Here is a 13,350-nt window from a genome sequence, read left to right as displayed (position 1 = left end):
GCCGAGAACAAAAGCTCGAAGTTCTGTTAGCATCGGCGGTTCATCTTCTGGATTGCTGGGAGGACATTTCAGCTGAAACAGGAGAAGAGCCTGAAAATTATGGTGAGCAGAGAGCAATCCTGCAAGCCGAATACGATGCTATAAAGTGTTGAGAGAAGCCGTGCTGATGGTCAGCGCGGCTTTTTTGTTTGGAATAGAGGTGGATTTTTTGATTTCTCCGTATAAGGGCACTTTCAGAGTGTCGCAGGCATACCGAAACCTGCGAGCAAACGGTACATATCACCAAGGATATGATCTCGTGGGCATTGGAGACAAAAGCATCTATTGCCCGGTTTACGGTACGGTTATTCGTGCTGGATGGGAGTGTGCAACGCTTCCGAAGAAAGGTTTTGGCCAACGTGTTGTGGTTCGTATCGGCAGCACTGCCTACTATATGTATTTTGGGCATCTGTCCAAAATCAACGTGGCCGTTGGGCAGAAGCTGAAACCGGGAGATCTGATTGGTGTTGAGGGCAGCACCGGCCACAGCACCGGAAGTCACCTGCATTGGGAAATTCGCATCAACGATATTTCTACTGGGTATGTATCGGTGCATCAGTACGCAGGCATCCCGAATGTGGCAGGCTCTACTGCATACACGTCCAACTGGGTCGCAGAACTTTTCGGACCCAGCAACCTGAAAAAGTCCACCAGCGGCTTCCCGCAGCGCTTGTACAATTCGGTGCTGCAGGGTGCACTGGGAATCGACAAGGACGGTATCTTCGGGGCGAATACCGAAAAAACAGTCAAGGAGTTCCAGAGTGCTCACGGTCTGACAGCTGATGGCATTGCTGGAGCAAAGACAAAGGTGGCTCTCGCTAAGCTGCTTTGAGAGAAAGGGGTTATAATCTATGAGCGTTATGAATATTGTTACCGCCTGTATCGTGATTCTGATTATGGCAGTTCTGTCCGTCGTGGCGATTCGCTTCGGCTATAAGGCGCTTCTGATCGAGTGGGCAATCGATGCTATCTCCAAAGCGGAGAAGGAGTTCGTTGGTACCAAACTGGGCGAGGCGCGCCTTGCGGTTGTTGTGTCTTGGCTGCGCGAAAAGGTGCCTGCACCGATTCGCTTCCTTGTGACGGACGACTTAATTCGCAAAGCAGTCCAGACATCGTTTAACGCTGCAAAGTCTGGGCTGGAGGTGCTGAAGAATGCTTAAGCGGCTTGTGAATTGGCTCTTGGATCGTCTTCCCGTAACGAGATGGATCGAATTGCTGACACAGCCGGAGGACTGAAAGGAGGATGTAGGTGCTTGCAGAGACAGCTGAAACAGTCACTGTCGCCGTTCCGGCGTGGCTTTTAGCGGTAGTTGCTTTTCTTGGAACACTTCTGGGTGGAGCGATTAGTTTTGCTGTGAATCAAATCCTTATCAAGGGAGCTGCTGATCGTGCCGCAAAGAAACGCGAAAAGGACGATGAGCAGCGCCGAGAACGGTATATTTTGCAGATGGACAGCCGAAAGGCTACATTTGACCTGCTATCCTGCATTTGTGCCGGCATTGAGCGAATGGAGACCGAAACGGGTCAGATTTATTGGAATGGAGAACTGAAAAGAAGCCTTGCACATCTGGAAGGTGTGGATGAGCGATATAGGGAATCCGACCAACGCCAGCTTGCCGACCTGAATACTCGGAGCAAATGATTACACCCCCGTTACCCACTTCGACTTATAGTCTGATGGGTAACGGGGGTGTTTTTTACTTTTTTACGATAAAAAATAACAAGATTCGTGATAATCTAACATTTTCCTGACTTTTCCAGTGGAAAAAGTTATCTTTTATTGTAAGGAGCGAGCGAGAATATGATTAGAATTTTACTGTCCAAGAGGCTAGGCGAGCTGAAATGGACACAAGCAGATCTGGCACGCGCCACGGGTATTCGCCCCACTACGATCAGCGATTACTACAACGAAATCGCCGAACGAATGAATCTGAATCACTTAGACCTCATTTGCGAAGCGCTAGACTGTAGCCCGACCGAGATATTGGTCCGGGAACCAAATCCTGAACCGCGGGTACGAAACCGGACTGGCTTTGAGAAGCCTGTGGCAGACCAAAGGAAAGATGGCGAGTGAGAGAGGGGACAGCGTAAAGCTGCCCTCTTTTTCTATGCCCATTGACGCTTCTTGCAAACAGGTGTATTATAATAATGTACCTAACACCTGAATGAACCACTTGATAGATAGCCAAAGACCCGTGACAGCAATTTGACAGCAATCCATTGTGCACTCAAAAACACACAATGGAAGCAACGGAATTTATGCACGCCAAAACCGGAAAAATGGACTTGGTATAACCAAAAACCTACTTTCCGGAATCGAGCTCGAGTAATCTGCAAACCCTGAAAAGTATTGATGCAATGCAATATTTTGAGAGTCAAAAGGCTCTGTGATACTGCTTTGATACTATCAGGCGATTATTCATAAAGAGAGACATGAGAATGCCCTCTGAGAAACGGTAAGTTTTTCGGAGGGCATTTTTGTGTCTTTTATTCTTTACGCCACTTTTTCTTCGGCTCGTACCGGCCGCAGCCGTCGGCGGTCTGAGGCCAGTTGAGCTTCCATTCCAGATACTCTTCCTTGGTGATCTCGCCCTCCCGGAGCTGCTTCTTACGGAGCTGCCACTCTTTTAAGAACTCATCCAGCAGACGATACCGGAAACTGACTGCCATGTGCTTTTCAGGGAGATCCGGGTCGGTGGTGTCTGTGACCTCGTAGAGCCGGGTGCCGGGATAGTGCTCATCCAGTTCGAACAGAGTGTACATCACATCCTCTGCGGCGTACAGGGTCGGCTCATAGAGGGAACGGTAGTTCACGTCCAGCACCTCCGCAATCTTGCGGAGCAACTCTTCTTTAGGAGTGCGGGTGTTGCTTTCGTATTGTGCGATGCGGATGTCTGCGCTCTTCTCCTCAAACCCGATGGCGATGCCCAGTTCCTTCTGGGTCATGCCTCGGAAGTTGCGGGCACGTTTGATGCGGTCACCGACTGCCATGCGATTGCCTCCTGACTTAAACATATTTGTTGAACCTAGTATAGCACAGAAAAATAGGAGGTGCAATAGAAAATAAACAAAAAAGTTTAAGATTTTACCTGAAAACCTCTTGACTTAACGGAATGTGTTTAGTATAATGAGAACACAAAAAGATAAGCAAAAATGCTTAGTAAAATTGAATGACCGCCAAACTGATTCAAACCGCCAAGACCTTCCGAAAGGAAGCGAGCGCTCCACAAGGGGACGGCACAGCACCGCAAAGGGGATATGCCTGCCGGAAGTCAGCGAGGATGAAGCGGCACCGAAACGAAACCGACAAAGAAAGGACAAAAAATGGCAAATAGCATTTTTATCAAGGCAGACGAGCTGGCAAAGGAGCTGGACATCTCGCAGGGTCTGGCGTACAAAATGATCGCCCAGTGGAACGAAGAACTGAGGGCCAAGGGCTACACGACCGTGGGAGGCCGTGTAAGCAGGAGGTACTATCAGGAGAAGATCTACGGGGCAGGAGAGGAGTGATAAGATGCCAGCCTACAAGGACAGCAAACAGGGCACATGGTACGCTTCCTTTTACTTCGAAAACTGGCAAGGTGTGAAGCAGAAGAAGCTGAAACGAGGGTTTGCCACCAAGAAGGATGCTCTGGCGTGGGAGCGGGAGTTCCTTCTTCAGCAGGCGGCAGACCTGACCATGACCTTTGAAGCCTTCGTGGAAATTTATATCACGGACAAGAAAAAGCGACTCCGGGAAAACACCTGGTCTGTCAAGGGGCATATCATCCGAACGAAAATCTTACCGTATTTCAAATAAAAGCGGCTCAGCGAGATCAAGCCGCGGGATGTGATCGCATGGCAGAACGAGATGCTGAACTACCGGGACAAAAACGGCAAGGCCTACTCGCCGACCTACCTCAAGACGCTGCATGGACAACTCAGTGCCATTCTGAATCACGCCGTCCGGTTCTACGGGCTGAAATCAAACGCAGCAGCCACAGCCGGGTGCATGGGGTCGGAAAAGCACAAGGAAATGCTTTTCTGGACAAAGGAAGAGTACCTCAAATTCGCAGAGGTCATGATGGACAAGCCGCAATCCTATTACGCTTTTGAGGTCCTCTACTGGTGTGGCATCCGGGAGGGCGAGCTGCTGGCTCTGACTCCGGCAGATTTCGACTTGGACAAGGGGCTGCTCTCCATCACCAAATCCTATCAAAGGCTGAAAGGCCGGGATGTGATCACCGACCCGAAAACACCCAAGAGCGTCCGGGTCATCCAGATGCCGCAGTTTCTGACGGACGAGATCAGAGACTATCTGAAATCCCTCTACAAAGTCCAGCCAGACCAGCGGATCTTTGAGGTGACCAAGAGCTACCTGCACCACGAGATGGATAGGGGAGCCAAGGCAGCCGGAGTAAAGCGGATACGAATCCACGACCTGCGGCACTCTCATGTATCGCTGCTGATCGAGATGGGCTTCTCGGCTCTGGCAATCGCAGACCGGGTAGGACATGAGAGCGTGGACATCACCTATAAGTACGCCCATCTCTTCCCCTCAAAGCAGCAGGAGATGGCGCAGAAGCTGAACATGGAGCGAAAGGAGAGATGAAAATGGAACGAGTGCTCGACCAGCAAGGCCGCTGGCGGAACAAGGTGGTAGCCTTCCGAATGTCCCCGGAAGAGGACGAGGTTCTGGAAGCCAAAGTAAAGCTCTCCGGGCTGACCAAACAGGAGTATATCATCCGCCGCTTGACCGACCGGGAAATCACCGTGGTAGGCAACCCAAGGGTCTACAAAGCCCTGCGAGACCAGATGAAGCTGATCTATCAGGAATTGCAGCGGCTGGCCGTGGATGAAGAAGTCCCGCCGGACTTGCTGGAGACCCTGCAAATGGTGGCTCTGACGTTGAACGGACTTAAGGAGGAATGCGAATGACGGACAATAGAAAAACGACCGTATCAAGTGCATCTGTTGGCGCAGATGCGGTACAGTCGTCCTCAAAAATCAACACCAATATTATAACAAATTCTGACAAGCAAATCAATCTGCAAGCCGCGAAAAAGTCAAACAATTTCGGGCTGAACACGGTATCAATGACCGAGCTGTACGACACGGTGTATCCACCCCGGAAGCCCATCGTGAACGACCTGCTGTACAGCGGCACCTACCTCTTTGTAGGAGCGCCCAAGGTGGGCAAGTCCTTCTTCATGGGGCAGCTTGCCTACCATGTGGCGATGGGGCTTCCGCTGTGGGAGTACGAGGTGCATCAAGGCACCGTCCTCTATCTGGCGTTGGAGGACGATTACGCCCGGTTGCAGCGGCGGCTCTCCCGGATGTTCGGGGTAGAGGAGACCAGCAATCTCTACTTCGCAACACAAGCCAAGTCCGTGAGCGAGGGACTTGACCAGCAATTGGAAGGCTTCATCCGGGAGCACCCGGATGTGCGGCTCATCATCATCGACACCCTGCAGAAGGTGCGGGAGATCGGCGGTGACCGATACAGCTACGCCAGCGACTACGAGATTGTGACCAAGCTGAAAACCTTCAGCGACAAGTACGGCATCTGCCTGCTGGTGGTCCACCACACCCGGAAGATGGAAGCTGAAGACAGCTTCGATATGATCTCCGGCACCAATGGCCTGCTGGGGGCAGCGGATGGCGCATTCATCATGCAGAAGAAGCGGCGCACGGACAACACCGCCCTGCTGGACATCGTAGGACGCGACCAGCCGGATCAGGAGCTGACGTTGGAGTTTGACCGGGAACGCTGCGTGTGGGAGTTCCAAGGAGCCGAAACGGAACTCTGGAAACTGCCGCCCGACCCGCTTCTGGAAGCGGTGGCAAAGGTGCTCACCCCGGAACAGCCGGAGTGGAGTGGTACGCCCACGGAACTGCTGGAACGGCTGTCGGGTGTGAGCATACAGGCAAACATCCTGACCCGGAAGCTGAACGTGAGTGCCGACAGGCTCTACAACGATTATGGAATTCGGTACGAAAGCAGGCGCACCCATGAGGGTAGGGTAGTCAAATTAACGCTGGAAAATTCTGGGGCGTGACGATTCGTGACGGTTGTGACGGTATTTTTGCTACTATGTAAAATACCGTCACAATCGACACAACCGACACGGGATGGTGATAATGATGAAAAATGTGCAAATTTCGCAGGAACTTTTCGTCGCCTTGCTGCATTATCATTTGAGCGGCGAAAATGAGTACGAAGAAGTTATTGAACAGGGCTTGGAGCAAAAACTGGATGCGATGCTGCGGCATGAGCTGTATGCCCAGTACAAGATAGCACCCACCGAGGAACAGCGGGAGCAGGCTCGGCAGGAGTATCTGGACAGACGAGGCGTGCCAGAAAGCTTCCGCTGGTGAGTCCCTCTATTGGCAGAGGACAGGAGCGTGACACGCTCCTGTGAATGCAATCACGCAGGAAGGTGGTGTTGGACCGGGCAGCGGCGAGGTACAGCGAAACCCCGTCCGCAGACGGAAGCCCCCGGCAGGGCGCAAAGGCATCTTTTGATGGACGGAACGTCTGTCAAAAGTGCTTTTGCGTTACTTTCGACGAAAGTAACAAAGCCTTTGTCGTGTCCGGTACCAGTTACTTCTACAGAGAAAGGACGTGCGATTGAAAAGAACTATTTCCGCAATGCGGGGTCCCGGCTCCCTCAACCATAACAGGAGAAGTTTCACCGCTGAAAACGTAGACCCGAAGCGCAGCAGTCTGAATGTCGTGTACCGTGATGAGCCGATTCAGAAGGTGTACCACGAACTGTTTGACGAGGCAGTGAAGCGTTACAATGCCAAGCAGAAGCGCAAGGACCGCTGTATCACCGACTACTATGAGCACCTGCGGACAGGCAAGCAGGAAAAGCTTTTCCATGAGCTGATCGTCCAGATCGGCAACAAAGATGATATGGGTGTCCTGACCGAGAATGGCGCACTGGCAAAGGAACTGCTGGACGAGTATATGCAGGGCTTCCAAGAGCGGAACCCGACACTGCGGGTGTTCGGGGCTTTCCTCCACATGGATGAAGCTACGCCCCATCTGCACATCGACTTCGTGCCGTATGTGTCCGGCTGGAAGGGCAAAGGACTGGACACCAAGGTCTCCCTGAAGCAGGCTCTGAAGGCCTTGGGTTTTGCAGGCGGCTCCAAGCGAGAATCCGAACTGAACCAGTGGATCAACGCCGAGAAAGAGCAGCTTGCTGCCGTGATGGAGCGGCACGGCATCGAGTGGGAACAGAAAGGCACCCACGAAGAGCACCTGTCTGTGCTGGACTTCAAAAAGCAGGAGCGTAGTAAAGAGGTAGCGGCTCTGGAAGCTACCAAGCAGGAGTGCCAGACCGACCTGACCGAGATGCAGGAACAGCTGGAAACAGCGCAGACAGCCGTAGAAGCCGCTGAACAGCGGGTACAGAAAGCAGAGCTGACCTACCAGAAGCAAAGCCAGAAGCTGAACAAGCTGGCTCCCATCATGGAGGGGCTGGAAAACCTGTCAGCGCAATACTCCCAGCGGCCAGAAGAATGGGTGCCAGAAGCAGCCACATTTGAGACCGCCAAGAGCTATCGGGAGAAGAAGGCCATGCCGCTGATCCAGAAGTTGGTGAAGGTACTCTTTGCCCTCCATCGGAAGTACTGGGAGGTTAAGAACGAGAGGGATAAGTACCAGTATTTCTATCAGGACGAGAAGAAAGCTACTCGCCATTTGAGCCAGCAGCTGGAACAGGTAAAAGCTGAGAATTCGCAGTTCTATGCGATGAAACGTGATTTCAGGCGAGTATGGAACTATTTCGGTGCCGAAAAGATGCAGCAGGTCATTGGACTTATGAGGGAGCGGGAGCAGACTGCGGATAGAAGCCAGAAGAAGAACAGGCAGAACAACGTAGAGCTATAAGTATAGCAGCCCCCGCCAGCGAATGTTGGCGGGGGTCTGTACATATAAGTGATATTTTACTCAAAAAGCTCCGGGGCAATATCCGTCAGAGCAAATCCGGGAATGTCTTTCTCGTCTTTGTAGGTGCCATCTTCAGCCAGAAACTCGACCTTTGCAAAGTCCGCAACTGGAATCTCAGATTCACAGACATACCAGTTCAGGTAGTCATTAGCGGTTTGTTTGAGGGTTGAGGCAACGCTGCGGTCAGCGTTGTACTTGTCGCAGAAAGTGCGCCAAGGCAGATACCGCCAGATTTTACCATTGGTCCTGATGGTAATGCGGCACATGATTTTGTCGTTGGACAGGCCGGTATTTTTGGCACCAGCATGGTCATTGGCAGTCAGCCAGACGACAGGGTGATAGTTTTCATATTTGTCAACGGATTTATAACCAATTTTCTGCCCATTAAAAAAGAGTGGTTCGTCATGGAGCGTGGCGTTGTCATATTTCAGATTGGAAGGTGTCAGAAGCAGTTTCCCAGTTGCAAGAATCATCCGATACTTGATGAGGCTGGTGTAATGATACAGATTTTCGGGCAGTTTGGTCTTTTTCGCTTTCATTGGCTTTCCTCTCAGTTCACAGGTGTTTGACGATACGAAACTCCGTCCGAGATACAGACAGTGGACAAGATTGAAAAAAGTGTACACTATCTCGCTGAAAAATGCAATAGAAATTTTTATCGGCTTGCAATCACGGAAAAGCTGTGGTACGCTTTACTAGGATAGTATAAAGGAAAAGTATATCCTTTTTGGGAAAAACACCATGGTGTACCAATAGTGGTACATTTACTATGTTAAAATGAAAGAAAACAATGCGGAAATCCGCATTTGATGGAGGAAATAAAAATGGTAGACACCAAAAAAGAGCAGGAACGCGAAGAACTGCACCGTGCAATCTGGGCGATTGCGGATGATCTGCGCGGCGCAGTGGACGGATGGGATTTCAAGAGCTACGTTCTCGGTACGATGTTCTACCGTTATATTTCGGAGAACATTGCCAGCTATATCAATCAGGGCGAAATTGATGCAGGTAACCCGGACTTCCGCTATGAAGATATGTCTGATGCAGAGGCAAAGCAGGCACGGGAAGGGCTGGTACAGGAAAAAGGGTTCTTCATCCTGCCCAGTGAGTTGTTCTGCAATGTGCGGGCAAAAGCGGCCAGCGATGAAAACCTCAACGAAACGCTGGAAACAGTCTTCCGGCACATTGAGGAATCCGCAAAGGGCAGCTCCTCCGAGGGGCAGTTTGCAGGGTTGTTCGATGATTACGATGTCAACAGCAATAAGCTGGGTGCGACTGTTGCCAAGCGCAATGAGAAGCTCGTGAAACTGCTGAACGGCGTGGCAGATATGAACCTTGGCGATGTGAAAGAGCATGACATTGATGCCTTTGGCGATGCCTATGAATACCTGATGACCATGTACGCCAGCAATGCGGGCAAGTCCGGCGGCGAGTTCTTTACGCCTGCCGATGTTTCGGAGCTGCTGACCCGGCTGGGTACGGTAGGAAAGAAGGAAATCAACAAGGTCTATGACCCGGCCTGCGGTTCCGGTTCGCTGCTGCTGAAGGCAGAAAAGGTGCTGGGACGGGATGCCGTGCGCAATGGCTTCTTTGGACAAGAAATCAACATCACAACGTATAACCTGTGCCGCATCAATATGTTTCTGCACGACATTGAATTTGACAAATTCGACATTGCCTGTGAGGACACGCTGACCAATCCGCAGCACTGGGATGATGAACCCTTTGAGCTGATCGTATCGAATCCGCCGTACTCCATCAAGTGGGCCGGTGACGAGAATCCGCTGCTCATCAATGACCCGCGTTTTGCTCCAGCTGGTGTGCTGGCTCCGAAGAGCAAGGCAGACTTGGCCTTTATTATGCACTCGCTGGCATGGTTGGCTTCCAACGGCACGGCGGCAATCGTTTGTTTCCCCGGCATCATGTACCGTGGCGGCGCAGAGCAGAAAATTCGCAAGTATCTGGTGGACAACAACTTTATTGACTGCATCATCCAGTTGCCGAGCAACCTGTTCTTTGGTACCAGTATTGCCACCTGCATCATGGTGCTGAAAAAGGGTAAAACGGACAACAAGGTGCTGTTCATTGATGCTTCTTCCGAGTGCGTCAAGGTGACCAATAACAACAAGCTCACGCCGGAGAACATCAATAAAATCGTGGACACTTTTGCACAGCGGGCAGAAGAATCACACTTCTCCCATCTGGCAGAGTATTCCGAGGTGCAGGAAAATGACTACAACCTGTCGGTTTCTACTTATGTGGAGGCTAAGGACACCCGTGAGAAGATCGACATTGTAAAGCTGAACGCTGAAATTGCGCAAATCGTAGCACGAGAAAACGAACTGCGGGCCGCCATTGACCAGATCGTGGCAGAAATCGAGGGCTGAAATGGAAAACGAAAAGAAGGATTCTGCATTGATACGTTCTTCTGCGGCGGAATACCTGACCTTTGTTGCCTCTACGGGCGAGGACAAGGACAGCATTGAGATGCGCTACGAGGATGAAAATATCTGGTTGACGCAAAAGATGATGGCGACCCTTTACGATGTGGGGCTTCCGACCATCAATGAGCATATCAAAAAGATTTATGCTGACCATGAGCAGGACGAGGCGGCAACGATTCGGAAATTCCGAATAGTTCAAAATGAGGGTGGCCGACAGGTTACTCGCAGCGTGAACCACTATAATCTGCAAATGATTATTGCGGTCGGCTTCAAGGTGAACAACCAGCGGGCGGTGCGGTTCCGTGTCTGGGCAAATCAGATCGTGGAGCAGTATACTATCAAGGGCTGGGCAATGGACGAAGAACGCCTGAAAAACGGTGGCACAGTCCTGACCAAGAAATACTTTGAAGAGCAGTTGGAGCGTATCCGGGAGATCCGCATTTCGGAGCGCAACTTCTACCAGAAACTTACTGACATTTACGCTACTTCGCTGGATTATGACCGCAATGCGCTGACCACAAAAGAGTTCTTTGCGAAGGTGCAGAATAAGATGCACTATGCCGTGCATCGCCATACGGCGGCAGAGCTGATCTATGAGCGTGCCGATGCCGAAAAACCGCACATGGGGCTTCACACATGGAAGGATGCTCCCAACGGCAAAATCAAAAAGAGCGATGTTTCGGTAGCGAAAAACTACCTGACCGAAGATGAAATGAAGTCCATGGAGCTGATCGTTTCGGCATACCTCGACCTTGCCGAGAACCGTGCCCGCCGTCATATTCCCATGACCATGGAGGACTGGGCTAAGCGGCTGGACATCTATTTGCAGGCAGATGATCTGGAAGTGCTGAAGGACGCGGGCAAAATCTCGGCACAGCTTGCAAAAATGCACGCCGAAACGGAGTTTGAAAAGTACCGTGTGGTGCAGGACAGACTTTACCAGAGCGATTTTGACAGATATTTGGTGGAAAATAGTGAAACTTGACATAGAGGAATAAAAAATGCGCCTGTCAGATGTATTATCAAAGGAACCTAACTTGGAATTCCAACAAGTCGATGGATTTCTGAAAAAGAAACTCCCGTGTGGTGGACAGCAAAGATTAGACGTAGGCGTTGTTTGCAGGGCCTTTTACTGTAAAAACTGTGGAAGCGATTTAACCTTTTCAATGGGAGATAGAGCTAAAATAGCATGTATCGGTGTCACAAATTATTTGGTAAGTATCGATTGTGTGTTGAAATGCCCCCGATGTGCAACAACTGTTCCTATTTGGTATCTGGTGGAAAGTAGGAATGAAGTTACAGATACTACGGTTTGGGTAAGAATCTTGAAAAGGACAGAAAAACTTCCAGAGAATGTTTCAATTTCACATGGTGCATACGGAAAATATACGGAGTATTTGGATAAGGCGGATAGGGCCTTTAGTGATGGGCTTGGAGCAGGAGCAATTGTCTACTTAAGAGAAATCATGGAAGGCATTACATATCAAGTGGCGCAAAATGAAAATATAAACTTGATAGGGCAAAAAGGAAAAAGGCGCCCATTCAAACAGTCGCTGGAGGAAGTTGATAAAAAGTGTCATATCATTCCAAAAGAATTCTCAGAAAAGGGATATAGGCTGTTTAGCGAACTGTAAGCTGGACGATTTGATTCAAAAACTTTGCCCGGATGGTGTAGAGTACAAGCCATTGTCGGAGATATTCAATACACGTAATGGGTATACGCCATCAAAAAAAGAAAAGAACTTTTGGGAAAATGGAACAGTACCATGGTTTCGTATGGAAGACATTCGGGAGAATGGCGGTATTCTCGACCATGCTATGCAGTACGTTTCCATAAATGCGATAAAGGGTGACCCTTTCCCGGAAAACTCTATTATTGTTGCTACGTCAGCAACAATTGGTGAGCATGCGTTAATTACAGTGCCATCAATTGCAAATCAGAGATTTACATATTTGATGGTAAAGGAACAATATAAGGATGATTATGACCCTAAATTTCTTTATTACTACTGCTTTAAGTTGGACGAGTACTGTAAAGAGTGCTTAAATCAGGGAAATTTTGCATCAGTTGATATGAAGAAATTTGCAAAATTCCAGTTTCCACGACTTCCTATTGAGATTCAGCGTGAAATTGTCCGTATGTTGGATAGCTATACTGAAAGTGTTGTAGAATTGCAGAGGCAACTTACAGCGGAGCTTACAGCCAGAAAGACACAATATGCGTATTATAGAGATAGTCTTTTATCAATGAAGTCTCAATGGTATCACGTTAAAATAATTGATATGCTTTCGCAGCCAATAACAGATGGCCCACATACAACGCCGCAATTTGTTCAAAATGGAGTGCCATTTATCTCGGTCGATTCAATTTGGGATGGAAAGATACATTTTGAAAAAATGAGAGGATACATTACTGAAGCGTTTGACGAAGAATGTTGTAAAAAATATAAGCCACAGAAAAATGATGTTTATATGGTGAAATCGGGTTCAACAACTGGGAAGGTGGCGTTTGTTGATACAGATATTAGATTTAATATATGGTCACCATTAGCGGCGATGAGAGTGAATGAGCAAAATTCGGCAAGGTTCCTTTTCTACCTACTTCAGACTGAAAAAGTTCAAAAACAGGTGAAAGCAAAAGCCAGTCATGGGTCACAACCGAATCTTGGTATGAGAGAGTTAGAGCAATTTGAAGTGGATGTTCCGCCCCTCGATGTGCAAAACCGAATTGTCGAGGTTCTAGACAACTTTGAGAAGATATGCTCCGACCTAAATATTGGTTTGCCTGCTGAAATTGAAGCACGGCAGAAGCAGTACGAGTATTACCGAGATAAACTCTTGACATTTGTAGAAACCGGCAACACAATTTTGAGCAGAGCAGAGCAGAGCAGAGCAGAGCAGAGCAGAGCAGAGCAGAGCACTGATTAA

General features: G+C 49.5%; 15 protein-coding genes and 1 pseudogene. 14 read left to right on the top strand and 2 right to left on the bottom strand.

What is annotated here, in order from left to right:
• The first annotated feature begins 148 nt into the window (after nucleotides 1-148).
• The 4 genes from C4N24_RS00910 (at nucleotide 149) to C4N24_RS00895 (ending at nucleotide 2,113) form a co-directional block, all read left to right on the top strand.
• Nucleotides 149-871, top strand: a complete 723-nt coding sequence (locus C4N24_RS00910; RefSeq protein ID WP_146746775.1) for a peptidoglycan DD-metalloendopeptidase family protein — start codon at nucleotides 149-151, stop codon at nucleotides 869-871.
• A 19-nt stretch (nucleotides 872-890) separates the two neighbouring features.
• Nucleotides 891-1,199: a hypothetical protein gene (locus tag C4N24_RS00905; protein WP_112089921.1), complete on the top strand. Its 309-nt coding sequence runs from the start codon at nucleotides 891-893 to the stop codon at nucleotides 1,197-1,199.
• 89 nt (nucleotides 1,200-1,288) lie between these two features.
• A complete protein-coding gene (locus C4N24_RS00900; RefSeq protein ID WP_112089920.1) occupies nucleotides 1,289-1,681 on the top strand; it encodes a hypothetical protein in 393 nt (130 codons plus the stop codon).
• 159 nt (nucleotides 1,682-1,840) lie between these two features.
• The gene (locus tag C4N24_RS00895; protein WP_112089919.1) at nucleotides 1,841-2,113 is read left to right on the top strand and encodes a helix-turn-helix domain-containing protein; all 273 of its coding nucleotides are present in this window, start codon (nucleotides 1,841-1,843) and stop codon (nucleotides 2,111-2,113) included.
• 413 nt (nucleotides 2,114-2,526) lie between these two features.
• Here C4N24_RS00895 and C4N24_RS00890 read toward each other — a convergent pair whose 3' ends face one another.
• A complete protein-coding gene (locus C4N24_RS00890) occupies nucleotides 2,527-3,030 on the bottom strand; it encodes a helix-turn-helix domain-containing protein (protein ID WP_112089918.1) in 504 nt (167 codons plus the stop codon).
• A gap of 333 nt (nucleotides 3,031-3,363) precedes the next feature.
• Between C4N24_RS00890 and C4N24_RS00885 the strand changes: the two genes are divergently transcribed.
• From C4N24_RS00885 to C4N24_RS00860, 6 genes and pseudogenes are all read left to right on the top strand, one after another.
• Nucleotides 3,364-3,549 carry a hypothetical protein gene (locus C4N24_RS00885; protein ID WP_015538532.1) on the top strand — a complete coding sequence of 62 codons (186 nt, stop codon included), beginning with the start codon at nucleotides 3,364-3,366 and terminating at the stop codon, nucleotides 3,547-3,549.
• A 4-nt stretch (nucleotides 3,550-3,553) separates the two neighbouring features.
• Nucleotides 3,554-4,630: pseudogene (locus C4N24_RS00880) on the top strand (tyrosine-type recombinase/integrase).
• The gene (locus tag C4N24_RS00875; protein WP_015538530.1) at nucleotides 4,627-4,956 is read left to right on the top strand and encodes a plasmid mobilization protein; all 330 of its coding nucleotides are present in this window, start codon (nucleotides 4,627-4,629) and stop codon (nucleotides 4,954-4,956) included. The pseudogene C4N24_RS00880 and the gene C4N24_RS00875 overlap by 4 nt, the downstream one beginning before the upstream one ends.
• A complete protein-coding gene (locus tag C4N24_RS00870) occupies nucleotides 4,953-6,077 on the top strand; it encodes an AAA family ATPase (RefSeq protein ID WP_112089917.1) in 1,125 nt (374 codons plus the stop codon). Before C4N24_RS00875 ends, C4N24_RS00870 begins: the two co-directional genes overlap by 4 nt.
• Before the next feature lie 85 nt (nucleotides 6,078-6,162).
• Nucleotides 6,163-6,396, top strand: a complete 234-nt coding sequence (locus tag C4N24_RS00865) for a complexin-2 (protein WP_097780362.1) — start codon at nucleotides 6,163-6,165, stop codon at nucleotides 6,394-6,396.
• Between the two features lie 253 nt (nucleotides 6,397-6,649).
• Nucleotides 6,650-7,918: a plasmid recombination protein gene (locus C4N24_RS00860; protein ID WP_431733120.1), complete on the top strand. Its 1,269-nt coding sequence runs from the start codon at nucleotides 6,650-6,652 to the stop codon at nucleotides 7,916-7,918.
• A 56-nt stretch (nucleotides 7,919-7,974) separates the two neighbouring features.
• Here the strand turns inward: C4N24_RS00860 and C4N24_RS00855 are convergent, their stop codons facing one another.
• On the bottom strand, nucleotides 7,975-8,517 hold the full coding sequence (locus C4N24_RS00855; protein WP_112089915.1) for a hypothetical protein: 543 nt from the start codon (nucleotides 8,515-8,517) through the stop codon (nucleotides 7,975-7,977).
• 285 nt (nucleotides 8,518-8,802) lie between these two features.
• Here C4N24_RS00855 and C4N24_RS00850 point away from each other — a divergent pair, with 285 nt between their 5' ends.
• From C4N24_RS00850 to C4N24_RS00840, 4 genes are read left to right on the top strand one after another with little or no spacing between them, the layout of a single operon-like run.
• Nucleotides 8,803-10,365, top strand: a complete 1,563-nt coding sequence (locus C4N24_RS00850; RefSeq protein WP_112089914.1) for a type I restriction-modification system subunit M — start codon at nucleotides 8,803-8,805, stop codon at nucleotides 10,363-10,365.
• A 1-nt stretch (nucleotide 10,366) separates the two neighbouring features.
• Entirely contained in the window at nucleotides 10,367-11,407 is a 1,041-nt protein-coding gene (locus tag C4N24_RS00845; protein WP_112089913.1) for a virulence RhuM family protein, read from the top strand.
• A 16-nt stretch (nucleotides 11,408-11,423) separates the two neighbouring features.
• Nucleotides 11,424-12,056 carry a hypothetical protein gene (locus C4N24_RS15105; RefSeq protein ID WP_146746774.1) on the top strand — a complete coding sequence of 211 codons (633 nt, stop codon included), beginning with the start codon at nucleotides 11,424-11,426 and terminating at the stop codon, nucleotides 12,054-12,056.
• 10 nt (nucleotides 12,057-12,066) lie between these two features.
• Entirely contained in the window at nucleotides 12,067-13,350 is a 1,284-nt protein-coding gene (locus C4N24_RS00840) for a restriction endonuclease subunit S (protein WP_181573013.1), read from the top strand.

Origin of the sequence: Faecalibacterium prausnitzii (assembly GCF_003287405.1) — a bacterium.
Lineage (GTDB): Bacteria > Bacillota > Clostridia > Oscillospirales > Ruminococcaceae > Faecalibacterium > Faecalibacterium intestinale.
The sequence above is the reverse complement of the archived record's forward strand: the minus strand, read 5'-3'. Positions and strand labels throughout refer to the sequence as shown.